The sequence below is a fragment of the Streptomyces sp. NRRL S-87 genome (assembly GCF_000719335.1).
Lineage (GTDB): Bacteria > Actinomycetota > Actinomycetes > Streptomycetales > Streptomycetaceae > Streptomyces.
The window spans coordinates 168,779-191,648 of record NZ_JOGB01000019.1; the positions used below are offsets into that span (position 1 = coordinate 168,779).

A 22,870-nucleotide genomic window follows, 5' to 3' on the forward strand; every position below is an offset into this window, starting at 1 on the left:
GCCCCGGAACCCACGAGGTTCCGGGGCCGCCCCGTTTTCGGTGCTCCGGCCGATCTCAGAACAGCAGTACGCGCAGGTTCTTGGGCAGGTAGCGGTGGACGTTGATGCGTCCGGTCGGCCGCCGCAGGATCAGTTGAGTGAGTGCGGGGAACACGGTGGTGACTCGCTTGAGCGTGTCCTTGGTGACGTCCGCCGTACCCCCGAGGTGGAGCCGGCGCACCGTCGGAAGCCTCACGTCCTTGGGCGCCGCCAGCACCCCTCCCAGCGGAAGGTTGAGGTTGGTCAACCGCGGCAGGGCGGCGACGTCCCGCCATTCCTCCGCACCTTGGAGGGTCGTTCCGGGATCGAAGCTGATCAGGTTCTCCAGGGTCCGAAGCCCGTGCAGCGCTCGTGGTACCACTCCCTGCCCGAGGTTCAGCTCTTCCAAGGACCCCGGGCACCCGAGGCCATCGGCGAGGGTCCAACCGGGAGGGAGGGTGCCGGAGAGCGTCAGGCACCTCAGCCGCGTCCAGGACCGGATCACGGCAAGGGAGCTGAGCAGCTCGGACGTCTGGAGCCAGGCCCGGGAGACGGCGCAGTCCCCCAGGCCGTCCAGGCTCCGGAGGTTGCCGCAGTCGGTGATCTGGAGGTCATGGAGGCCGGACTGGTCGTGCAGGAAGTCGAGGTCCTGGAGACGCGGGTTCCGATGGATGCCGAGCTGCTGGATCGGCACCTGGGCCGCATAGCGGGCGAGGGCGGATGGCGAGATCGCCCCTGAGACGGCGAGACGCGGCTGCGGAGCGAGCTCGCCGAGCAGTTCCAGGCGCTCCTCGTCCCCGACAGAGGCGGTGAGATCCGGCGTCGGTGCGATGCCGGAGATCACCTGCTCCGCGTAGGTGCGGGCGTCGAAGTACTGCCACCCGTCGAAGAGCAGGCTTCGGGCATGCGGGTTCACGTGGCGGCGGTACCCGGCCAGCACCGGGATGGCAGCCTCGGCCCTGGTCTGCGCAGCCGCCATCACCACGTAGGGCGCGTGTTCGTATGTGCAGTCGGCAGCGTTCGGGAGCAGCTCCAGGATCAGCGGTCCGGCCTCCGCCAGGAGCAGGGCGGCGGAGTGGCCCGACGGTGGGATCAGGTGGCTCGCGGCGGCTGCCACGCTCTCCCGCACACCCGGGTCGACCTCGGTGGCGTACGGCAGGCTCGCGAAGGCCAGCAGTGTCGCACGGCTGGTGCCGCGGTCCAGCAGGGCCCGGAGGATGTCGGCGCGCTCACGGGGGCGGGCCTGGGCGACGGCGAGACGGATGACGTCCTCCCACTGGTCGTCGTCCGCGTGCCTGGCCAGTTCACCCCAGCTGCCTTCGTCGACGATGGCTCGGGCTCCCAGGAAGTCCTGGAAGGTGCGGTGGACGAAGTGCACCCGTCCTGGGGTCGGACGGCGCAGCAAGCCGGTGCGCAGCAGCAGGTGGGCAAGGACGGTGGCCCCGTCTCCGCCCACGGCCGTGGCCTCGGGCAGGGCCGGTAGTGCCTCGTGGATCAGCCGCTCGGCCAGCGGCAGCTCCATCTCGGACCTGCCGTTGCGGATCAGCCAGTGGGCCAGCCGCTGGAGGAGTTGGAGCTGCGTCTCCTCCCGGATCTCCGTCATGGCGACCTGGCGCTCGCGGTCACGGCGGGTGAGCAGCATGGAGAGGGCTGCCTCGTACAACTCCTTGCGCCCCCGGGGCAGGAATCCGTGCCGGTCCCGGTGCAGGGCGCAGATCAGACCGCACATGAGGGGGTTGGTGGCGAGCCGGCCCAGGTCGGTGTTGGAGCGCACGGTGGCTGAGAGCTGGGTCTCGTAGCCGGCCAGCGCGGTGTCCTCCTCGGGGTCGCCGACCTGCGCGGCGGTGTGCCAGCGGCTGATGAAGGCGGTGACCTCCGCCTGGGACATGGGGGCGAGCGTCAGCTCGGTGAAGGACTCGTCGAGCAGCCAGTGCTCGGCGATGGCCGAGGGGCGTGAGGTGAGCAGCCAACGGTTGCCGGGGTACGTGCCGATCAGGTCGGACAGCCATGCGCGGGTGCGGGCGCGGGCGTCCTCGGGGATCTCGTCGAGGCCGTCGACCATGACGAGCCCACGCCCGTGCGAGAGCACCCGGTCCTCCCAGCCCGGGGGCTGCTCGCCGGCGAGCGGGACGCCGACGGCGTTGAGGAACTCGCGCGGGGCGGGCAGCCGAATGTGCTGGCGGGTGAGGGTGCGCAGCGGCAGGACGAAGGGGATCTTGTCGCGGAGGTAGGCCATCCGCTTGTCCGGGACTGCCCGGGCGGCGGAGACGGCGAGCCACTGGATGAGGGTGGTCTTGCCCGAGCCCGCCTCGCCGCGCAGCAGTACGCGCTCGTGGTCGGCGAGGGCCTGGTCGGCGGGGCGGGGGCCCGGAGCGTCTAGGTCGGCCCAGAAGCTGTCCGTTGTGGCAAGGCGCAGCTCGTCCCGCGCGAGGGTTGCGTCGTCCCTCGGGGCCAGGTCGAAGGCGCCGAAGTCTTTCGGTGATGCCGCCGTCGCCGCCAGGCTCATGTACGCCGCGTCCAGGGGCCACTTGCCCGGGGTGCGGGTGAGGTCGATGCCGAAGATCGTCAGGGTGCTGTGCTTGCGGACGACGTAAGCGAGGTAGCGGCGCTCGAAGGCGGTGTCGTGGGCGTCCTGGCGGGGGACGCGGGCCACCAGTTCGTCGACCTTGGCGACCAGCTCGGCCTGGCGGCGGGACTGGTGGACCAGGGTGGCCGCGACGAAGGTCGAGCGCTGGGTGAGGAAGTGGAGGACGTGCAGGCAGGTGGCCAACAGCAGCCGGTCGTGGAAGTAGCGGGCCTGCTCGGAGAGGCCGACGGGCGGGGTCTGCGCCAGCAGCATGCGGGCCAGGGCCTCGTGGCCGAGCTCGACCGCTCGCGCGTCGGTGAGGTCCAGGTCGGCGAGACCGTACAGCGTGGCGGCCAGGGCGGCGGCCACGCCCACCTGCTCGTCGGCGGGTACGGGTTCCTCGCCCGGGGCGCGCAGGGCCTCCCGGACCAGTTCGTCGGCGATGTGGTCGAGGTCTGCCCGGGTCAGGTCGCGTTTCTCGCGCCAGGAGACGTACGACGAGATGCGCACGGGCTGGTCCACGAGGCCTGCGCCGGGGCCCTCCGATATCCGGAAGAGCTTCCTGACGATGGGGCCGATCACGGTCGATGCGAGGCGTAAGCCCGCCTGGGCGACTGGGTCCACGAGGCGTGAGCGTAGCGGTGGGTTGTCCGGCTTTCGTCCCGAAACGGACAGGAGATGGTCCGTGGCCGGTGACAAGCCGCACATGGGATCAAGGGTGTACGAGCGGAAATAGTAGATCGAATCGGACGCCCGAAGGGGTGGAAGTGCAGGAAAAGGCTCGTCAACGGGACAAATCACACCACCCGTGTTACGGGCTTGCGTAGTAATTGGGGGGTTTGGGGAAGCCCGGGCGCCCGGGTTACCAATGTGAAGCCAGCCCGGCTGCAACGTGCCGGGCTGATTTCGTGCCCGAGTCCCCTCGGGCCTGCGGCCCGGTCCGTGGGAGTCCTTCCCGCGGCCCACGGCCGAGTCCCTGTTCCCCAGCCGGAGGTTCATCAAGATGTCGAAGCGCGTCGCCACCAACCGAGTCCGTTCGTCCATCCGTACCCGTAGCGCCGTCGTGGCCGCGGGCCTGGGTGCCCTGCTGACGATCGGGGCCGGCCAGGCCGCCTTCGCCGACTCGATGCCCGCCTCGGCCGCCAAGACGGCCGTCGTCAAGACCGTCGCCGCCAAGCCCGCCAAGCCCGCCGCCCCGGCCAAGGCCACCGCCTGGGTCCGTCCGGTCGCCGGCTACACCCTGTCCGCCAGCTTCGCGCAGGCCGGCTCCATGTGGTCGCACAAGCACTCCGGTCAGGACTTCGCGGTTCCGGTCGGCACCGCGGTCAAGGCCGCGCACGCCGGTACGGTCGTCAAGGCCGGCCCGAACGGCGGCGGCGACGGCCCGGCGTACGGCAACGCCATCGTGATCAAGCACGCCAACGGCACGTACTCCCAGTACGCCCACCTGTCGCGGATCCAGGTCACCGTCGGCCAGAAGGTCGCCACCGGCCAGCAGATCGCCCTGTCCGGCAACACCGGCAACTCCAGCGGTCCGCACCTGCACTTCGAGATCCGCACCACCCCGAACTACGGCTCGGCCGTGAACCCGGTGTCCTTCCTGCGCGCCGCCGGCGTCACCGTCTGACGCCTCCCTCCCGGGGACTACTTCAGTCGCGGGGCCCGTGATGGGCCTGCGTGACCATGTCGATGGCGACCTCGAGAACGGCCTGGGCCTTCTCCTCGGGGTCGCCTTCGACGCTCTGCATGAAGAACATGCCGGCGTGCAGGGTGAACAGCGCGCTGACGCACCGGACCCGGTCGGCCATGCTGAAGTCGGGCTCCTGGACCAGCTCGCTCAGCGAGATCACGCGCTCCTTGAACGACTCGCCGATGCTCAGCTCGCGCACCGTCGCCTGGTTCTCCTGCATGAAGCGGAACAGCGGGGCGGCGCCCGTCAGCGCGGCGTGGTAGCGGCGGATGATCTCCTGCTTGGTCTCCAGCGTGCGCGGCTGCACGCCGGCCCAGGCGATCAGCTCGTCGAGCGGCCGGGTGTGGTCCTCGAAGACGCCGATCAGGATGTCTTCCTTGGTCTTGAAGTGGTAGTAGAGCGCCGCCTTCGTGACCTCGAGCCGCTCCGCGATCTCGCGCAGCGAGGTCTTCTCGTACCCCTGCTCGGCGAAGAGCTCCAGCGCGACGTCCTGGATGCGCTGGCGGGTGTTCCCGCGGCGCGGCTGCGGCGTGCTGGCGCTGGTCATGGCTCTCCCCGACTTACTTACTTGACGCCCGGCTAGTGACGGGTCTACTTTCACCAGTGTAGTGAACTAGCCGGGCGGCAAGTAAGTATCGGCGCCAGGTAAGTACCACCGGCAGTAGGTACCACCACCGGCGAGCAAGTACCAGCGGCAAGGCAGTACCAGGGGAGTGGCGATGAGCGAGAAACCGGTCAAGAGCGAAGTGGGGGCGGCGCAGGCGCCGGCCGGAGAAGTGGACGGGCCCAAGCCCCGCAGCGTCCGAGTGGTCCTGATGGCGCTGATGATCGCCATGCTGCTCGCGATGCTCGACAACATGATCATCGGTACGGCGATGCCCACGATCGTCGGCGAGCTCGGCGGTCTCGAGCACCTGTCGTGGGTCGTCACCGCCTACACCCTGGCCACGGCCGCCTCCACCCCGATCTGGGGCAAGCTCGGCGACATGTACGGCCGCAAGGGCTCGTTCCTCACGTCGATCGTGATCTTCCTGGTCGGCTCGGCGCTCAGCGGCATGGCCCAGGACATGGGCCAGCTGATCGGCTTCCGCGCGGTCCAGGGCCTGGGCGCCGGTGGTCTGATGGTCGGCGTCATGGCGATCATCGGCGACCTGATCCCGCCCCGTGAGCGCGGCAAGTACCAGGGCATGATGGCCGGCGTCATGGCGCTCGCCATGATCGGCGGCCCGCTGGTCGGCGGCACCATCACCGACCACCTCGGCTGGCGCTGGTCCTTCTACATCAACCTGCCGCTCGGCGCGGTCGCGCTGGCCATGGTCTCGGCGGTGCTGCACCTGCCGAAGAACCGCAAGAAGGCGAAGATCGACTACGCGGGCGCGGCCCTGCTGACCGTCGGCATCACCTCCATCGTGCTCGTCACGACCTGGGGCGGCACGGAGTACGCGTGGGGCTCCGGCGAGATCATCGGCCTGATCGTCGCCGGCGTCGCCGCCATCGCCGCCTTCCTCTTCGTCCAGACGAAGGCGGCCGAGCCGGTCATGCCGCTGCACATCTTCCGCAGCCGCAACTTCACGCTCATGTCGGTCATCGGCTTCCTGGTCGGCTTCGCGATGTTCGGCGCCGTGGTCTACCTGCCGCTGTTCCAGCAGGCGGTGCAGGGCGCCTCGGCCACCAACTCCGGTCTCCTGCTGCTGCCGATGCTGCTGTCGATGATGGTCGTCTCGCTGATCGCGGGCCGGGTCACCACCAGCAGCGGCAAGTACAAGATCTTCCCGATCGCGGGCGGCGCGCTGATGGTCGTCGGCCTGTTCCTGCTCGCGCAGATGGACACGGGTACGTCGCGCCTCGTCTCCGGCGTCTACATGGCGGTCCTGGGCGCCGGCCTCGGCTTCCTGATGCAGATCACGATGCTGGTCGCGCAGAACAGCGTCGAGATGAAGGACATGGGCGTGGCCTCGTCCACGACCACCCTGTTCCGCACGCTCGGCGGCTCCTTCGGCGTCGCGCTGATGGGCTCGCTGTTCACCACCCGGGTGCAGGACACCATGTCCGAGCGGCTCGGCTCGGCGGGCGCCGGCGCGACCGCGGGCTCCGCCCAGCTGGACGCGGCGAGCCTGGCGAAGCTGCCGGCCGCGGTACGCGAGGCGTACCAGCACGCGGTCGCGGCGGGCACGCACTCGGCCTTCGTGCTCGGTGCGGGGGTCGCGGTGCTCGGGTTCCTGGTGGCGCTGTTCGTCAAGGAGGTCCCGCTGCGGGGGGCCGGGCCTGAGGCGCCGGCGACTCCCGAGGCGGGCGCCGACGCGGACTCCGACGCGGACTCCGACGTGCGCTCCGACTCCGGCACCGGCGCGGGTACCGACTCCGCCGACCAGGCCGGTCGGGAAGCCGTCGCCCGCTGACGGGCAGCCCCCACGGTCCACCTCCCCTGGTGAAAAGGCTCCCGACACCCTCTGGGTGTCGGGGGCTTTTTGGTGGGTGCGGGGTGGGGCGCGGGTGGCGCGGGCTGTGGCGGGTTGCGGGCCGTTGCCCTGCGGGGCCGGTCCCCTACCCGCCCTTTCACCGTTTCCCGGGGCTTCGCCCCGGACCCTGTGGGGCTTCCCCCTGGACCCTGTTGGGCTTCGCCCTGGACCCTGTGGGGCTTCGCCCCGGACCCCGTTGGGCTCCCCGTTGGGCTTCGCCCCGCACCGCGTTCGGCCCCGCACCGCGTTCGGCCCCGCCCCGCCCCGGACCGCGTTCGGCTCGTGTCGGGGCCCGTCGGCCGCTGCCCGGATCCACCGACTCAAGGCGGGAGTGCCGTCCCGTGGTGTGTGGGGGAGCCTCTTGAGGCGTCATGGCAGGCTGGTCCGGAGGCAGGCCCGGGCCTGGGGTGGCCGCAGGCCAGGGGCGGAGCCGCCGTGGGGGCGTGCTCCGGGAGCCAGAGGACCGCGACCGCGCCCGCGCAGGCGCCCTCGCGTTCGATGCCGCCCGGCGCGGCGACGTTCCGGAACGTCAGGCGGGCGCCCAGGACCCGGGCCTGGCCGGCGGCGATGGTCAGGCCCAGGCCGTGCCCGACGCCCGCCCGGTCGGTCGAGCCCGTGCGGAACCGGCTCGGCCCCTCCCGGAGCAGTGCCTCCGGGAAGCCAGGACCGTGGTCGCGCACCCGGACCACCCGGCCCTCGACGTCGACCTGCACCGGCTGCCTGCCGTACCGGGCCGCGTTGGCGAGCAGGTTGCCGAGGATGCGCTCCAGCCGGCGCGGGTCCGTGGCGACGATCTCGTCCGCCACCACCCGGACCCTGGCCTCCGGCATCAGGACGGCCACCCGTCGCGAGACGAACTCGCCCAGCGCCACCTCCTGGAGCTCGGCCCGCTCCGAGGCGCTGTCCAGCCGGGCCACCTCCAGCACGTCCTCGACCAGGACCCGCATCGCCTGCGCCCGGTCCCGTACGAGCTCCGTCGGCCGCCCGGGCGGCAGCAGTTCGGCGGCCGTCAGCAGGCCCGTCACCGGGGTGCGCAGCTCGTGCGCGATGTCCGCGGTCACCCGCCGCTCGGCCTCCAGCCGCTGCTGCAGCGCGTCGGCCATGCGGTCCACGGCCCGTGCGAGGTCGTCGGTCTCGTCGCGTACGACGCCCCCGACCGCGTCCCGCACCCGTACGTGCGGGTCGCCCTGGGCGACCTTCCCGGCCGCGGCCGCGGCCTTGCGCAGCCGGCCCGAGATCTGACCCCCGATGAGCACGCCCAGCGCGGAGCCGGCCACCACCACGGACACCGAGCCCACGACGAGTGCCTCGTCGAGGGCGCGCATCATGTTCGCGTTCTCCTGGAAGGAGTTGTGCAGCGACAGCACCTGCCCGTTGCCGAGCGGGACCGCGGCCCACACCTCCGGCGCGCCGCCCGGGTGCTCCTGCACGTACGAACCGCGCCGTCCCGAGCGGGCCTTCTCGCGCAGCTCGCGCGGCAGGTCGGGGTCGTTCAGCTTCGCGCCCAGCGGCGGTTTCTTCGTCACCTCGGCGCTCTTCGCGAGGAACTGGACGCGCTCCATCTGCACCTCGCGCGCGCTCTGCAGCATCGAGACGCGGGCGGCGTTGTGCACCACCAGGCTGAGCGCGAGCGCGATGAGCGCGCCGACGGCGGCGATGGCGAAGCTGATCTTCCAGCGGATGCCTGTGCGGAGTCTGACGCGCTTCATCCGGTGGGCCCCGGGCGGGTCGCGGGCTCTGTGTCTCGGGTCATGCCTTCTCGTATCGCCTCATGCCCGGGGCCGCCTGCGTGCCTGCGTGCGTGCCTGCCTGCGTGCCTGCGTGCCTGCTGCGTGCGTGCGTGCGTGCGTGCCTGCGTGCCTGCCTGCTGCGTGCGTGCCTGCGTGCCTGCGTGCGTGCGCGGCGCGGCCCCCCGGCTCATGCCGTCATGCCTTCAGCTTGTATCCGAAGCCGCGGACCGTCTCGATCCTGTCCTGGCCGATCTTGGTGCGCAGCCGCTGGACGTGGACGTCCACGACCCGGGTGTCCCCGCCCCAGTCGTAGTCCCAGACCCGCTCCAGCAGCCGGTCGCGGGAGAGCACGGTGCCCGGCGCGGTCGAGAACTCCAGCAGCAGCCGCATCTCGGTCGGGGTCAGTGCGACCGGCGCCCCGCCCTTGCGCACCTCCATGCCCTCGGTGTCGACCTCCAGGTCCCCGAAGGACAGCACCCCGCGCTCGCCGCCGAGTTCGTCCTCGGCCGCCGCCCCGCCGTTGCCGCCGGCGTGCCCGAAGCGGCGCAGCACCGCCCGGATCCGGGCGACCAGCACCGCGCCGTCGAAGGGCTTCGTCACGTAGTCGTCCGCGCCCGCCTCCAGGCCGAGCACGACGTCGATCGAGTCGGCCCGCGCCGACAGCATGATCACCGGCACGGTGGACTCGTCACGGATGCGCCGGCACAGGCTCACCCCGTCCATGCCCGGCACCATCACGTCCAGCAGCGCGATGTCGGGCCGCTTCTCCCGGAAGGACTCCAGGCCCGCCAGCCCGTCGGGCCGGGCGGTCACGACGAAGCCGTCCCGCTCCAGAGCGAGGGTCGTCGCCTCGCGGATGACGTCGTCGTCCTCCACGAAAAGCACATGCGTCTCGGCCATCCGCTGCTCTCAGCCCTTCGAGGTGATGGCCGGGGCGGGCTGGCCCCCGCCGTCGGCCGTGTTGCTGAAATCCGTGTGCACCCTGTCGTGCAGGGTGAACTTGTCCCCCGACCACCGGTACGTGATCACGTCCTGGCCCGACGGGTAGGCGATGGAGTCGCCCTTGCCGTAGACCTCGCGGGTGAGTACGAGGTCGCCCCGGTCGATCTCGGCGTAGACGGGGGCTTCCTCGGAGGAGAAGACGTTCTCGAACTTCTCGCCGTCCTTGCGGTACACGAACGTGCCCACGCCCACGGCGTCGGCACAGGACAGCACGTTGACGATCACGTCGTCCGCGCTGTTCGCGGTGACCTTCCCGTACGTCACGTCCACCGGGTACTGCTTGCCCACGCACGGCTTGAGGTCGCGCTTGAGCTGCGCGCTGACCTTCGCGTCCGCCCTCACCAGCGCCACGGCGTCGACGCGCTCGACCGCCGGCAGCGACGAGGCCCGCGGGGTGGGGGCGGTCTTGGCCGCCGACTCCGTACCGGCCGGACCCTCGTCCTTCAGGCCGGTGCCGTTCGAGGAGCAGCCGACCATGAACAGCACTGAGCCGACGAGGACGACCGTCCCCGCCGACATCAGTACGAGTGAGCCCCGGCTCTCCCGGTCGAGGCATCTGCCACTCAGGCCGCGCAACGCACCCGCCCCTCGTTCCGCACGTCGTGGTGGTGGTCGCCGCGCTCGAGGGCGCGCATGTCGAGGTTGCGGCTCTCGAGCTCCTGACGGAGCCGGGCCAGCGCGCGGTGCAGTGTGCTCTTCACAGTCCCTGCCGACATTCCGAGCGCCGCGGCCGTCTCCTCGGTGCTCATCTGCTCCCAGTGTCGCAGCACCACGACGCTGCGCTGCTTGGGCGCGAGAACCTTGAGGATGTCCATCAGCAGGGCGCGGTCGGCGCGCTGCTCGGCGCCGTCCTCGACGCTCGCGTCGGGCAGCTGCTCGGTGGGGACCTCTTCGAGCTTGCGGGCCCGCCACCACTCGGTGCGCGTGTTGATCATGACGCGGCGCAGGTAGGCGTCGGCGAGCGACTTGTCGGCTATGCCGTCCCAGCGGCCGTACGTCCGGACCAGCGCGGTCTGGAGCAGGTCCTGCGCGTCGGTCGGGTCCGGGACCAGGCGGCGGGCACTGCGCAGCAGCGCGTCCTGGCGGGTACGTACGTACTCCTCGAATCCGAGCACCTCGCCGTGCGCCATGTCAGACCGCCTCCGTTCCTGTCCGTCCGTGCGTCTCCTGCTTACGGATTCGAAGGTACGGAGGGGTTGTCACGAGGCTGTGCGGTCCAGACCTCGGTGGACGCACGGAAAGCCATAGGTTGTGTAACAGCCCCTGGGGCGACGGTTTCCGAGCTGGTGCCGGAGCGCGACATTCCGACGCCGCGAACGGGGGAAGGGGCGGGCGGCCGACTCCGGCTCCCGCAGGGCAACGACCCGCGCGGGAGCCGGAGTCGGCGGCCCGGCCGGGCGCCGGGCGGGGCGGTTACGTCAGGGGCAGCCGGTACAGGCGGCCGGCCAGCGGCTCGACCAGCCCGTCCGAGACCAGCCCGTCCAGCGCCCGGGCCCGCTGCACCGGTTCGTCCCACACCGTGTCCAGCACGGCCTGCGGCACCGGCCCCACCGCGTCCCGCAGCACGGCCAACAGCCGCCCCCGCACCTGCCGGTCGGTGCCCGCGTACGTCTGGCCGCGCCGCGGCGGGCCCTGGTGCGCCGGCTTGCCGGCCAGCCGCCAGGCGCAGCGCGCGGCGATCGGACAGCGTTCGCACGAGGGGCTCTTGGCGGTGCACACCAGCGCGCCCAGCTCCATCGAGGCCGCCGCCCAGGCCGCGGCCGTCGGCTCGTCGTCGGGCAGCAGGGCCCGGGCCAGGCGCCGTTCGGCGGCGGTGGTCGCGTTCGGCGGGTACTCGGTACCGGTGACGGCGCGGGCGAAGACGCGGCGGACGTTGGTGTCGAGGACCGCGTGCCGCTGCCCGTACGCGAACGAGGCCACCGCCGCCGCCGTGTACTCGCCGATCCCCGGCAGGGCCAGCAGCTGGGCGTGGTCGCGCGGTACGTCGCCCCCGTGGCGTTCCGTTATCGCCACGGCCGCCCCGTGCAGCCGCAGCGCCCGGCGCGGGTAGCCGAGGCGGCCCCAGGCGCGGACGGCCTCGCCGGGCGCCTCGGCCGCGAGGTCGGCCGGGCGGGGCCAGCGGGCCAGCCACTGCTCGTACACCGGGAGCACCCGGGCGACCGGGGTCTGCTGGAGCATGAACTCGCTGACCATCACCCCCCAGGGGCCGGCCTCGGGGTGTCGCCACGGCAGGTCGCGGGCGTGCCCCCCGAACCAGTCGATGACGGGGTCGTGCAGCTCACCGGGCGCCACGGCGCCACCGGCTTCCCGGAGTGCGGGGTCCGGGGTCCCGGCGGCGGAGGCCGGGACGGGGGAGGAGGGGGAGTCGGGAATGGCAGTCATGACACTCCGCATCCTGGCACGTTTCGGGGGTGCCGCGCGGCCCTCCGGCACCGCCGAGGAGGCAGCTACCCGGGTGCGCCCGTGCGGTCAGCCCCGCCCGTAGCCGCCGTGGTCGCCGTGCCCGTACGGCGGGGTGCTTGCGGGCCCCGGCCGGGAGGGCGCGTACGCCTGGGCGGCGCCGGGGGCGCCCGGGGCCGCGGTTCCGTATCGCTGGGCCGGCACGGCCGGGGCGCGGCCGCTCGCCCGGTCGTGGTCGGGGCGGGGGCCGTTGCCGTAGGCCGGGCCGGCGGCCGGGGCTGTGGGGGAGCCGGGGTGCCGGCCGGCGGAGGCCGGGCGGCCCGGGCCCGCGAACCAGGCGAAGGCGGCCGTGCCGGAGGCGCGCATGGTCTCCAGGACCCGGCCCAGCGGCCACGTCAGGGCGGCCACGGTCAGGGCCGCCGTGGAGGCGCCCAGCACGAGGCCGATGCCGACGTCGTGCGGGTAGTGCACGCCCACGAACACCCGGGAGAAGGCCATCAGCACGGCCATCGGCAGCGTCACGTACCCCAGCCGCGGCAGCGCGAGGGCCAGGGCGACGGCCGCGGCGCCGGCGATCGTGGAGTGGTTGCTGGGGAACGACCAGTCGCCGTGCGGAGGGCACGTCACGAGCGAGGCCGCCGCCCCCGCCACCGCCCGGCACGGCCGCTCCTCGTGCACGAGCGACTTGAGGAGCTCCGAGACGATGTACGCGAAGGCCGTCGCGAGCGGTGCCAGCACGGCGAGGGAGAGCGCGCGCACGTCCCCGGTGCGGGCCCGCCACCACACGACGACGAACAGCACACCGAACAGCAGCAGTCCGGCCTCGGTCCACAGTTCGGCCACGGTCTGAAGCCAACCGGGCGTGGAATGAGCGAAATCCGTGACATCGCGATAGAGGTCGGAGGTGTCCATGGTCACCGACAGTACGTAAAGCCGACGTGTGACGGTAACCGGCCCCTCATGTGACCTTTAACCTCGGTGTGCGATGGCGGGCGCGGTCGGCGTGCGACGCGGAATGATGATCGCCAAATCTCGCGCGCCGCGCGGCGGGTGGCCAGCGCACGTGCCCCGATCTCTCGTACAGTTCGCTGCGTGGGATCTCTGCGCAATCCGGTCGGGCCGCTCCCCTCCTCCATCTACTGGCGAAGGAGGGCCGTGCTGGCGTCCGTCGTGGCGCTGCTCGCCATCCTCGCCACGTGGGTCGTCAGTTCCGGCGCCAAGCCGGGCAGCACGGACGCCAAGAACGGCTCCCCGCGCTCCAACACCCCGATCACCCCCGGGGCCGATCCCTCCGGGTCGCCGATCACCCAGTACCCGGGCGGTCGCGGCGGGTCGGGCAGCAGCGGCACCGGGAGCGGGAGCGGTACGGGATCCGAGGGCACCGGCGGCGGCTCGGCCGGCAGCGCCTCGGGCGCGGACGGCGGTACGGACTCCGGCACGGACGCGGGCGCGGGCAAGAACGGCGACCCCGGCGGCGGTCCTGGCGGTTCCGGCGGTGCCGAGCCGGTCCGGGTGCCGGCCGGCTCCCAGCTGCCCAACTGCGCGGCCGGCGCGGTGCGGTGGACCGTACGCAGCGTCAAGAACAGCTACGAGCCCACCGAACGGCCGCGGTTCGAGCTGACCGCCGGCAACACCTCGGGCACCAGCTGCAAGCTGGACCTCGGTCCGCGCACCGCGGTGCTCACGATCACCCGCACCGGCGACGACAAGCCCGTGTGGTCCTCCGCGGACTGCCCGAGCGGCGCGGGGACGGTGTACTACCGGGTGCCGGCGCAGACGGAGATCCGGCACGCGGTGGAGTGGGACCGCAAGGCCAGCGACGCGGCGAAGTGCGCGGCTCCGCCCGCGGGTGCGGCCGAGCCCGGGACGTACCTGGTGGAGGTGCGGTCGCCGGGACTGCCGGTCGTGCAGACGTCGTTCGTCCTCGACCGGGACTGACGGGGCCCGTCGACCGGCTGACGCGCCCGTCGACCGGCTGACGGGGGGATCGACCGGCTGACAGCTCGATCGGCCGGCGGGCCGCGGATCGGCACGACGGCCCGGTCGGGGCCGGGCCGGTGGGACCGGTCCGCGGGGCGGCCAGGTCCGTCCCGTTCTAGACGTACCGCTCCAGGATCGAGGACTCGGCCAGCCGGGACAGGCCCTCGCGCACGCTGCGCGCGCGGGCCTCGCCGACGCCGTCCACGGTCTGGAGGTCGTCCACGCTCGCGGCCAGCAGCTTCTGCAACCCGCCGAAGTGCTCGACCAGCCGCTCGATGATCGCGCCCGGCAGGCGCGGGACCTTGGCCAGCAGCCGGTAGCCGCGCGGCGAGACCGCCGAGTCGAGGGTCTCCGGGGAGCCGCTGTAGCCCAGGGCCTTGGCGACGATCGGCAGTTCCAGCAGCTCGGCGTGCGTCAGGGCGTCGAGGTCGGCCAGCGCCTCGTCGACCGTGCGGGAACGCTTCGCCGTCGGCTCCGGCACGTAGTCCCGCGCGACCAGCTCGCGCTCGCCCTCGACGCCCACGGTCAGCTCGTCGAGCTGGAGCGAGAGCAGGCGGCCGTCCGTACCGAGCTCGACGACGTACTCGGCGATCTCGGTGGCGATCCGGCGGACCATCTCCAGCCGCTGCGCGACCGCGCTCACGTCCCGGACGGTGACCAGGTCCTCGATCTCCAGCGCGGAGAGCGTGCCCGCCACCTCGTCCAGGCGCAGCTTGTACCGCTCCAGCGTCGCCAGGGCCTGGTTGGCGCGGGAGAGGATCGCGCCGGACTCCTCCAGCACGCGCCGCTCGCCGTCCACGTACAGGGCGATCAGCCGCATGGACTGGGAGACGGAGACGACCGGGAAGCCGCACTGCTTGGAGACGCGGTCGGCGGTGCGGTGCCGGGTGCCGGTCTCCTCGGTGGGGATCGACGCGTCCGGCACCAGCTGCACGCCGGCCCGAAGGATCTTGGTGATGTCCTTGTCGAGGATCAGCGCGCCGTCGAGCTTGCACAGCTCGCGCAGGCGGGTGGCGGTGAACTCGACGTCGAGTACGAAACCGCCGGTGCACATGGCTTCGACGGTCTTGTCCATGCCGAGGACGATCAGGCCGCCGGTGTTGCCGCGGACGATCCGCTCCAGTCCGTCACGCAGGGCCTGACCAGGCGCGACGGCGCTCAGGGAAGCGCGTACCAGCGCCTCGTGCTTGGAGCTCGCGCCGGACTTCCCGGGTGCTGCTGCCCCGTCCTTGGCTGCCACTGCACTCCTCCGGTCGCGGTTGCGGTGCCCGTAGACGGCCGGGCGGACCAGCCCAAAGTCTACCGGCGCGCCCTGCCGGCCCCCGGTGCCTTGCCCGACCTGACCGGTTCGGACCCCGATCCGCACCCCGACGCCGCGCCCCTCCGCACCCCGACGCCGCGCCCCTCCGCCCCTCGACGCCGCACCCCTCCGCACCCCGGTCCGCGCCCGCCGGTACGTTCCCGGACGTCCGCCCGGGGCGTGCCCGCCGCTACTCGGCCGCCGGCCGCCGCGCCGCCGCCCGGGACCGCGGGAGCACCCGTAGCGCGTCGCCCATGTCCGCGACCTCCGTGACGCGCATGCCCGGCGGGACCTTCCCCGGGTCGCCCGGTACGAGGGCGTGCGTGAAGCCGAGCCGGTGCGCCTCGGCCAGCCGCCGCTGGACACCGGTCACCCGCCGCACCTCGCCGGCGAGGCCGACCTCCCCGATCGCCACCAGGTTCTTCGGCAGCGGGGTGTCGCTCGCCGCCGAGGCCAGGGCCAGCGCGATCGCCAGGTCCGCGGCCGGCTCCGAGAGCTTCACCCCGCCCACGGTCGCGGAGTAGATGTCCCGCTTGCCCAGCGCGCTGATCCGGCCGCGCTGCTCCAGCACCGCGAGCATCATCGACACCCGGGAGGTCTCCAGGCCCGAGGTGGTGCGCCGGGGCGAGGGGATCTGCGAGTCCACCGTCAGCGCCTGCACCTCGGCCACCAGCGGCCGGCGGCCCTCCAGCGTGACCGTCAGGCAGGTGCCCGGCACCGGCTCGTCGCGCCGGGTCAGGAACAGGCCGCTGGGGTCCGCGAGTCCGGTGATGCCCTCGTCGTGCAGCTCGAAGCAGCCGACCTCGTCCGTCGCGCCGTACCGGTTCTTCACGCCGCGCACGAGCCGCAGCCGCGCGTGCCGGTCGCCCTCGAACTGCAGCACCACGTCCACCAGGTGCTCCAGCAGGCGCGGCCCGGCGATGGCGCCGTCCTTCGTCACGTGGCCCACCAGCAGGGTGGACATGCCCCGGTCCTTGGAGGCCCGGATCAGCGCGCCGGCCACCTCGCGCACCTGCGCCATGCCGCCCGGCGCGCCGTCGATCTCGGGGGAGGCCACGGTCTGCACGGAGTCGAGGACCAGCAGGGAGGGCTTGACCGCGTCGAGGTGCCCGAGGACCGCCGACAGGTCGGTCTCCGCCGCCAGGTACAGGTGGTCGCTGAGGGCGCCGATGCGGTCGGCCCGCAGCCGCACCTGGCTCGCCGACTCCTCGCCCGTCACGTACAGCGTCCTGTGCGCGTCGCTCGCCGCCTTGGCCGCCACGTCCAGCAGCAGGGTCGACTTGCCGACGCCCGGCTCGCCCGCCAGCAGCACCACGGCCCCGGGCACCAGGCCCCCGCCGAGCACCCGGTCCAGCTCGTCCACGCCCGTCGTACGGGCCGTCGCCTGCCGGCCGTCCACCTGCGCGATCGGCAGTGCGGCCGTCGAGACGCGGCCCGCGGCGGTCGTGCGGACCGCGGGTGTGCCCATCTCCTCGACCGTGCCCCAGGCCTGGCACTCGGGGCAGCGGCCGAGCCACTTGGCCGTGGTCCAGCCGCACTCCGTGCAGCGGTAGGAGGGCCGGTCCTTGGCGGATGAGCGGGATGTACGGGCAGCCATGCGCCCCACCGTAGCGGGCGCCACCGACAGCGCCCCGGGGGCGGCAACCGGGTGGCCGGGTGCCGGGAGCGGCGGGCGGGCGGTCGTGCCGGGGGCGGGCGGACCGGTGCCGGGCGGGGACGGAGGCGGGTGACGCCTTGGCCAGGGCCGGTCACCCCCCTGACAGGTACTGGCCACGGCCTCGGCCACGCGCCGCTTATGCCCTGGCCAGGGCCTTGCGGGGCGGTCCGTCAGGGCCGCCGTCGCCCCACCGCAGATCTGTTCACCCGTAAGGATTAAAACTGCTCAAGGCTTCCAAGACGCCCACGGCCCGGCTTCTACGGTCGCCGGGTGACCAGAAGCAGTCAGGCCCAACCCACCAGGAGCACCGGCGCACACCGGGCGCACGGGCGCGTGTGCCGCACGCCGGACGAGCGGCCCCCCTCCCGCCACGAAGTCCATCTCGACGGCCTGTTCACCTACTGCCTCTCGGTGATGTGCGACCACGACGCGGCCACCGAGGCGCTCGGCGACGTCCTCGTGGTGGCCGAGCGGCACGCCGGCCGCCGCTCCGCCGACGCCGGGGAGGACCGGGCCTGGCTCTACGCGCTCGCCCGCTGGGCCTGCCTGCGCAAGCTGGCGACGCAGCGGCGCGCCCGCCAGGGGGCGCACAGCTCCCGCCGTGCTCCGGCGCACACCGTCGCGCCCCACTCCGCCCTTGCGCCGGTCGGTGCGCCCTCGGGAGCGCCGGGCGGCACCGCCGCCGTCGCCCCGGGCGCGACGGACACCAGCGACAGGAACGCGGCCGCCACCCTCGCCAGGAGCGCGGACGCGCCGGGCCCCGGCACCGCTGCCGGGACCACCCCGGACCCCGCCCCGGACCCGGCCGCGGACCCCGCCGCCCTCCCCGACGCCGCCGAGCGGCACGCGGAACTCTCCCGCCTCGCCTGGCCCGAGGCCGCCGGCACCACCCCCGAGCAGCGCGAGGCCCTCGAACTCGCCGTCCGCCACGGCCTCGCCGTCCCCGAGGTGGCCGCCGTCCTCGGCATGGGCCCGGCCGCCGCCCGCGAGCTCCTGGCCGGCGCCGCGTGCGAGGTCGAGCGCACCCGCGCCGCCCTCGCGGTCGTCGAGACCGGCAGCTGCCCCGCGGTCTCCCGGCTCACCGACGACAGCCAGGTACTGCTCTCCAGCGCCCTGCGCGCCGAACTCGTCCGGCACGTCGACGACTGCCCCACCTGCCGGCGCGTCGCCGAACGCGTCGACGCCGTCGGTCCCTGGCCCGGCTCGGCCCTCACCCGGGCGACCCTGCCGCTGGTGGCCGCGCCCCGGCCCGCCGTCGCCCTGGCCGCCCGCGCGCTGCCGCGCAGCCGGATGGCCAGCCCGCGGTTCGACCGCACCGGCTTCCCCATGGACCCCAAGGACCGGGCGCTGCGCCGCGAGCGGCTGCGGGCCCGGGCCGTCACCACCACCGTCGTGGCCACGGTGGTCGCCGCCCCGGTGCTCGCCCTGTGGGCGGCCTACCGAGGCGCTCCGCTCACCGGCGAGGGGGGCGCGGGGGCCACCCGGATCTCCGCCGCGGAGGCCGACGGGCACACCCGCGCCGGCGGCCCGTACGCCTCGTACGAGAACGCGGGCAACGCCCGCACGACGTCCGGCCCGGGCTTCATGGCGGGCAGCCGCTCCCCGGACGTCTCGGTCGAGGTGATCAGCCCCGGCCGGGCCACCGAGCCCTCCGTCCCGGGCGTCAGGGGACCCGGCCGGCTCACGGTCGACGCGGTGTCCTCGGGCGGTACGACCCTGGTGATGCTCAGCGCGAGCGGCGGCACCCCGGTCCAGTGGCGGCTGTGGGCGGACGCGCCCTGGCTGTGGATCAGCAGTACGAGCGGGACGCTGGAGCCGGGCGAAACGTTCACCGTACGCATCTCCGTCGACCACACGGTCGAGCCCGCGGGCGACTGGATCGCCCGGCTCGGCGTGGAGCCCTCCGGCGCGGTCCTCACCATCGAGGGGCACGGCCCGGCCCGGCCGTCGTCCCCGAGCCCGAGTCCGACGACGGCGAGTCCGACCCCGAGCCCCAGTGCCACCACCGCGGACCCGACCCCGAGCCCGACGCCCACACCGACCGGAACCGCGGAGCCGACGCCCTCCACGAGCACAGAAGGAACGGTTTCCCCGGACCCGACCGACCCGACCGCCCCGCCGTCGTAGCCGGCCCGGTGCGGCCGTCGCGACTACGCGCGCTCCGCGGGGTCGGCCGGGTGCGGCGCCATCGGCAGCAGCGAGGCCAGCCGCTGCTCGCACAGGCCGACCAGTACGTCGTACGCCTCCTTGCCCATCAGCTCCGTCAGCTCGGCCCGGTACGACACGTACACCGGCTCGCCCGCCCCGTGAGCCGAGGTCGCGGAGGTGCACCACCAGTGCAGGTCGTGCCCGCCCGGGCCCCAGCCGCGCCGGTCGTACTCGCCGATGGACACCTGGAGCACCCGGGTGTCGTCGGGCCGGTCGATCCAGTCGTACGTGCGCCGGATCGGCAGCTGCCAGCAGACGTCCGGCTTCGTCTCCAGCGGCTCCCGGCCCTCCTTGAGGGCCAGGATGTGCAGCGAGCAGCCCGCCCCGCCCGCGAACCCGGGGCGGTTCTGGAAGATGCAGGACCCCTCGAAGCGGCGGGTCTGCTTCTCCCCGTCCTCGTCGAACTGGGTCCAGCCGCGCCGGGCGCCCTCGTCGTGGAACTGCCACAGCTCCGGAGTGAGCCGCGCCACGTGCCCGGCCACCCGCTGCTCGTCGTCCTCGTCGGAGAAGTGCGCGCCCAGCGTGCAGCAGCCGTCGTCGGCCCGGCCGGCCTGGATGCCCTGGCAGCCGCTGCCGAAGATGCAGGTCCAGCGGGAGGTGAGCCACGTCAGGTCGCAGCGGAAGACCTGCTCGTCGTCGGCGGGGTCGGCGAACTCGACCCACGCGCGCGGGAAGTCCAGGCCGACCTCGTCCCGGGCCCGCTCGGCGTCCGACATGACACCGGAGCCGGTGTCGGCCGCGGAGCCGGACCCGGCACCGGGCTCGGCGCCGTACGCGACCTGTTCGTCCACCTTCACGGCATTGGAGACCTTTGAGCCCTTCGACTCCTTCGACTCCTTCTTGCCCTTCTTCGTATTTGGCACAGCCCCAGGGTAAGCGCGGTGGCGGGCCAAACGGCCGAGTAGCGTTGCCCTTCATGAGACTCGGTGTCCTTGATGTGGGTTCGAACACGGTGCATCTGCTGGCGGTGGACGCGCACCCCGGTGCGCGCCCCCTGCCCGCCCACTCGCACAAGACGGAGCTGCGCCTCGCCCAGCTCCTCGACGAGGCCGGCGCGATCGGCACCGAGGGCGTCGACAAGCTGGTGGCCGTGATCGCCGATGCCGTCCAGGCGGCCGAGGACAAGGGCTGCGAGGACGTGCTCCCGTTCGCGACCTCGGCGGTGCGCGAGGCCACCAACGCGGACGAGGTGCTGGCGCGCGTACGCGAGGAGACCGGGGTCGACCTCCAGGTGCTCAGTGGCGAGGACGAGGCGCGGCTGACCTTCCTGGCCGTCCGCCGGTGGTTCGGCTGGTCGGCCGGGAAACTGCTGGTCCTCGACATCGGCGGCGGCTCGCTGGAGGTCGCGTACGGCATCGACGAGGAGCCCGACGCGGCGGTCTCGCTGCCGCTGGGCGCCGGCCGGCTGACCAGTGCCTGGCTGCCGGGCGACCCGGCGGACCCCGCGGACGTACGGGCCCTGCGGCGCCACGTACGGGCGCAGATCGCCCGGTCGGTCGGCGAGTTCAGCCGGTTCGGGGCGCCGGACCACGTGGTGGCCACCTCGAAGACCTTCAAGCAGCTGGCCCGGATCGCGGGCGCGGCGCGCTCGGCGGAGGGGCTGTACGTCCAGCGCGACCTCACCCGGAAGTCGCTGGAGGAGTGGGTGCCGCGGCTGGCCGCCATGACGGCCTCCGAGCGCGCCGCCCTCCCCGGCGTCTCCGAGGGCCGGGCCGGGCAGCTGCTGGCCGGCGCCCTGGTGGCCGAGGCCGCCATGGACCTCTTCGAGGTCGAGGAGCTGGAGGTCTGCCCGTGGGCGCTGCGCGAGGGCGTCATCCTGCGCCGCCTGGACCACATGCCGTAGGTCACATGCCGTGCCACGCCTGCCGTAGGTCACATGCCGTGCAACGCCTGCCGTGGGCCGGTCGCCGTAGACGCTTGCCGTAGCCGCGCAGCGCCGCGCTCCGGCGGGGTGGGCGCGGCCGGTCGGGAGCGGGCGGCGGTGTGACCGGAAGCACGCTGTGGCCCGGACGGCCGACGGCACCGCCCCGTACCCTGTCCCCGTGGCAGAACCCGTCGTGCGCATCCCGGACGCGAAGGTCGCCCTCTCCACGGCCTCGGTCTACCCGGAGTCGACGGCGACGGCCTTCGAGATCGCCGCGCGCCTGGGGTACGACGGTGTCGAGGTCATGGTCTGGACCGATCCGGTCAGCCAGGACGTCGAGGCCCTGCGCCGCCTGAGCGACTACCACCAGGTGCCCGTCCTGGCCATCCACGCCCCGTGCCTGCTCATCACGCAGCGCGTCTGGTCCACCGACCCGTGGACCAAGCTCCGGCGGGCCCGGTCGGCCGCCGAGCGGCTCGGCGCCTCCACGGTCGTCGTGCACCCGCCCTTCCGGTGGCAGCGCCAGTACGCCCGGGACTTCGTCGAGGGCATCTGGCGGATGGCGGACGAGACCGACGTCCGGTTCGCCGTCGAGAACATGTACCCGTGGCGCTACCGCGACCGCGAGATGCTCGCGTACGCGCCCGAGTGGGACGTCACCAAGGACGACTACCGCCACTTCACCGTCGACCTCTCCCACACGGCCACCGCCCGCACCGACGCCACCGCCATGATCGACCGGATGGGCGACCGGCTCGCCCACGTCCACCTCGCCGACGGCAACGGCTCCGCCAAGGACGAGCACCTCGTCCCCGGCCGCGGCACCCAGCCCTGTGCGGAGCTGCTGGAACGTCTCGCCCTGTCCGGCTTCGACGGCCACGTCGTCATCGAGGTCAACACCCGCCGCGCGATGTCGGCCGCCGAGCGCGAGGCCGACCTCGCCGAGGCCCTGGCCTTCACGCGCCTGCACCTCGCCTCCGCGCTCCGGGTGCCGCGTACGTGAGCGACGACCGGCCCGCCCAGCAGCCTTCACCCGATCCCGCGCCCGCTCCCGCACCCGGTCCCGCGCCCGATCCGGCACCCGGTCCCGCGCCGGAGCCCGAACCGCAGCCCCGCCGGCGACGCGGCCGCCCGGCCCGTGCGGCCTCCGACGGGGGGCCGGGGGCGCAGGAGCGCATCCGGCTCGCCGCCCGCGAGGAGTTCGCCGCCCGCGGCTACGACAAGACGTCCGTGCGCGGCGTCGCCAAGGCCGCGGGCGTGGACCCGGCCCTGGTCCACCACTACTTCGGCACGAAGGAGGACCTCTTCGCCGCCGCGGTGGAGATCACCCTCGATCCCGCCCTCGCCGTGCCCGCCGTGATCGGCGAGGGCCTCGACGGCGTCGGTGAGCGGCTCGCCCGCTTCTTCCTCGGCGTGTGGGAGAACCCCACCACCCGCGCCCCCCTGGTGGCGACCGTCCGCTCGGCCATGACGCACGAGGCGGCCGCGAAGGTGCTGCGCCAGTTCGTCCTGCGCCGGCTGCTGGAGCGCATCGCGCGCGAGCTGGAGGTGCCCCGGCCCGAGCTCCGCGCCGAGCTGGCCGCCTCGCACATGATCGGCGTGGCCATCCTGCGGTACGTCGTCCAGGTCGAGCCCCTGGCCTCGGCGGACCCGGAGGAGATCGTGGCGCTGGTCGCGCCCACGCTGCAGAGGTACCTCACGGAGGCCTGACCTCAGGGAGGCCTGACCTCAGGGAGGCCTGACGGCCGCTCGGAGCACGGGCGCCGGGCGCTGCAGAGGTGCCTCACGGGGGCCTGACGGCCGTTCGGAGCACGGGCGCCGGGTGCTGCAGAGGTGCCTCACCGGAGCCTGACGGCTGCTGGGAGCACGGGCACCGGGCTGAGGGGCGCTTCGTGGAGCCGTCCCGTGGTGTGTGGGTCCCCTCGCCTCTTGACCCGTCATGGCCTGCAGGCCTCCCCCAGCTACCGCTGGGAGGTGCCCCCAGCGGCAGGCCCAC

At 73.5% G+C, this 22,870-nt stretch carries 18 protein-coding genes; 7 read left to right on the forward strand and 11 right to left on the reverse strand.

What is annotated here, in order from left to right:
- Nucleotides 1–55: 55 nt before the first annotated feature.
- Nucleotides 56–3,208 (reverse strand): NACHT domain-containing NTPase, encoded by a 3,153-nt coding sequence (locus IF43_RS0114615; RefSeq protein WP_199922726.1) that lies wholly within the window; start codon nt 3,206–3,208, stop codon nt 56–58.
- A 379-nt stretch (nt 3,209–3,587) separates the two neighbouring features.
- Here IF43_RS0114615 and IF43_RS0114620 point away from each other — a divergent pair, with 379 nt between their 5' ends.
- A complete protein-coding gene (locus IF43_RS0114620) occupies nt 3,588–4,211 on the forward strand; it encodes a M23 family metallopeptidase (protein ID WP_030199760.1) in 624 nt (207 codons plus the stop codon).
- A gap of 22 nt (nt 4,212–4,233) precedes the next feature.
- Here the strand turns inward: IF43_RS0114620 and IF43_RS0114625 are convergent, their stop codons facing one another.
- A complete protein-coding gene (locus IF43_RS0114625; RefSeq protein ID WP_030199763.1) occupies nt 4,234–4,821 on the reverse strand; it encodes a TetR/AcrR family transcriptional regulator in 588 nt (195 codons plus the stop codon).
- A gap of 268 nt (nt 4,822–5,089) precedes the next feature.
- Between IF43_RS0114625 and IF43_RS0114630 the strand changes: the two genes are divergently transcribed.
- Nucleotides 5,090–6,673, forward strand: coding sequence for an MDR family MFS transporter (locus IF43_RS0114630; protein WP_234332163.1), 1,584 nt, complete (start codon nt 5,090–5,092; stop codon nt 6,671–6,673).
- 380 nt (nt 6,674–7,053) lie between these two features.
- Here the strand turns inward: IF43_RS0114630 and cseC are convergent, their stop codons facing one another.
- The 6 genes from cseC to IF43_RS0114660 form a co-directional block, all read right to left on the reverse strand.
- Nucleotides 7,054–8,442, reverse strand: coding sequence for a two-component system sensor histidine kinase CseC (gene cseC, locus IF43_RS0114635; protein WP_078910156.1), 1,389 nt, complete (start codon nt 8,440–8,442; stop codon nt 7,054–7,056).
- Between the two features lie 216 nt (nt 8,443–8,658).
- A complete protein-coding gene (gene cseB / locus IF43_RS0114640) occupies nt 8,659–9,363 on the reverse strand; it encodes a two-component system response regulator CseB (protein ID WP_030199770.1) in 705 nt (234 codons plus the stop codon).
- A 9-nt stretch (nt 9,364–9,372) separates the two neighbouring features.
- A complete protein-coding gene (locus IF43_RS36445; protein WP_030199771.1) occupies nt 9,373–9,984 on the reverse strand; it encodes a hypothetical protein in 612 nt (203 codons plus the stop codon).
- 44 nt (nt 9,985–10,028) lie between these two features.
- Nucleotides 10,029–10,595, reverse strand: coding sequence for a SigE family RNA polymerase sigma factor (locus IF43_RS0114650; protein WP_030199776.1), 567 nt, complete (start codon nt 10,593–10,595; stop codon nt 10,029–10,031).
- Nucleotides 10,596–10,878: 283 nt separating this feature from the next.
- Entirely contained in the window at nt 10,879–11,847 is a 969-nt protein-coding gene (locus tag IF43_RS0114655) for an A/G-specific adenine glycosylase (protein WP_030199779.1), read from the reverse strand.
- Nucleotides 11,848–11,934: 87 nt separating this feature from the next.
- The gene (locus IF43_RS0114660) at nt 11,935–12,708 is read right to left on the reverse strand and encodes a phosphatase PAP2 family protein (protein ID WP_324605110.1); all 774 of its coding nucleotides are present in this window, start codon (nt 12,706–12,708) and stop codon (nt 11,935–11,937) included.
- A gap of 249 nt (nt 12,709–12,957) precedes the next feature.
- On the opposite strand from IF43_RS0114660, the gene IF43_RS40680 reads away from it, so the two are divergent.
- Nucleotides 12,958–13,803, forward strand: a complete 846-nt coding sequence (locus tag IF43_RS40680; RefSeq protein ID WP_107048486.1) for a hypothetical protein — start codon at nt 12,958–12,960, stop codon at nt 13,801–13,803.
- 157 nt (nt 13,804–13,960) lie between these two features.
- Here IF43_RS40680 and disA read toward each other — a convergent pair whose 3' ends face one another.
- Both disA and radA read right to left on the reverse strand, forming a co-directional pair.
- A complete protein-coding gene (disA, locus tag IF43_RS0114670; protein ID WP_030199789.1) occupies nt 13,961–15,085 on the reverse strand; it encodes a DNA integrity scanning diadenylate cyclase DisA in 1,125 nt (374 codons plus the stop codon).
- Between the two features lie 250 nt (nt 15,086–15,335).
- A complete protein-coding gene (gene radA / locus IF43_RS0114675; protein ID WP_030199791.1) occupies nt 15,336–16,742 on the reverse strand; it encodes a DNA repair protein RadA in 1,407 nt (468 codons plus the stop codon).
- A 330-nt stretch (nt 16,743–17,072) separates the two neighbouring features.
- Between radA and IF43_RS0114680 the strand changes: the two genes are divergently transcribed.
- Entirely contained in the window at nt 17,073–18,929 is a 1,857-nt protein-coding gene (locus tag IF43_RS0114680) for a hypothetical protein (RefSeq protein ID WP_030199794.1), read from the forward strand.
- A 23-nt stretch (nt 18,930–18,952) separates the two neighbouring features.
- Here the strand turns inward: IF43_RS0114680 and IF43_RS0114685 are convergent, their stop codons facing one another.
- Nucleotides 18,953–19,726, reverse strand: a complete 774-nt coding sequence (locus IF43_RS0114685) for a hypothetical protein (protein ID WP_030199795.1) — start codon at nt 19,724–19,726, stop codon at nt 18,953–18,955.
- A gap of 200 nt (nt 19,727–19,926) precedes the next feature.
- On the opposite strand from IF43_RS0114685, the gene IF43_RS0114690 reads away from it, so the two are divergent.
- The 3 genes from IF43_RS0114690 to IF43_RS0114700 all read left to right on the forward strand — a co-directional run bounded on the left by IF43_RS0114690 (nt 19,927) and on the right by IF43_RS0114700 (nt 22,584).
- Nucleotides 19,927–20,853 (forward strand): Ppx/GppA phosphatase family protein, encoded by a 927-nt coding sequence (locus IF43_RS0114690; RefSeq protein ID WP_030199796.1) that lies wholly within the window; start codon nt 19,927–19,929, stop codon nt 20,851–20,853.
- A gap of 199 nt (nt 20,854–21,052) precedes the next feature.
- Nucleotides 21,053–21,877, forward strand: a complete 825-nt coding sequence (locus tag IF43_RS0114695) for a sugar phosphate isomerase/epimerase (RefSeq protein WP_030199800.1) — start codon at nt 21,053–21,055, stop codon at nt 21,875–21,877.
- The gene (locus tag IF43_RS0114700; protein ID WP_051795318.1) at nt 21,874–22,584 is read left to right on the forward strand and encodes a TetR family transcriptional regulator; all 711 of its coding nucleotides are present in this window, start codon (nt 21,874–21,876) and stop codon (nt 22,582–22,584) included. The genes IF43_RS0114695 and IF43_RS0114700 overlap by 4 nt, the downstream gene beginning before the upstream one ends.
- Nucleotides 22,585–22,870: the final 286 nt, after the last annotated feature.

Coding starts and splice junctions, on each gene's coding strand:
- IF43_RS0114685 (WP_030199795.1), bottom strand. CDS start 19,726: ATGTCGGACGCCGAGCGGGCCCGGGACGAGGTCGGCCTGGACTTCCCG.
- IF43_RS0114630 (WP_234332163.1), top strand. CDS start 5,090: ATGGCGCTGATGATCGCCATGCTGCTCGCGATGCTCGACAACATGATC.
- IF43_RS0114690 (WP_030199796.1), top strand. CDS start 19,927: ATGAGACTCGGTGTCCTTGATGTGGGTTCGAACACGGTGCATCTGCTG.
- IF43_RS0114620 (WP_030199760.1), top strand. CDS start 3,588: ATGTCGAAGCGCGTCGCCACCAACCGAGTCCGTTCGTCCATCCGTACC.
- IF43_RS36445 (WP_030199771.1), bottom strand. CDS start 9,984: ATGTCGGCGGGGACGGTCGTCCTCGTCGGCTCAGTGCTGTTCATGGTC.
- IF43_RS0114625 (WP_030199763.1), bottom strand. CDS start 4,821: ATGACCAGCGCCAGCACGCCGCAGCCGCGCCGCGGGAACACCCGCCAG.
- cseC (WP_078910156.1), bottom strand. CDS start 8,442: ATGAAGCGCGTCAGACTCCGCACAGGCATCCGCTGGAAGATCAGCTTC.
- IF43_RS0114655 (WP_030199779.1), bottom strand. CDS start 11,847: ATGACTGCCATTCCCGACTCCCCCTCCTCCCCCGTCCCGGCCTCCGCC.
- radA (WP_030199791.1), bottom strand. CDS start 16,742: ATGGCTGCCCGTACATCCCGCTCATCCGCCAAGGACCGGCCCTCCTAC.
- IF43_RS0114650 (WP_030199776.1), bottom strand. CDS start 10,595: ATGGCGCACGGCGAGGTGCTCGGATTCGAGGAGTACGTACGTACCCGC.
- cseB (WP_030199770.1), bottom strand. CDS start 9,363: ATGGCCGAGACGCATGTGCTTTTCGTGGAGGACGACGACGTCATCCGC.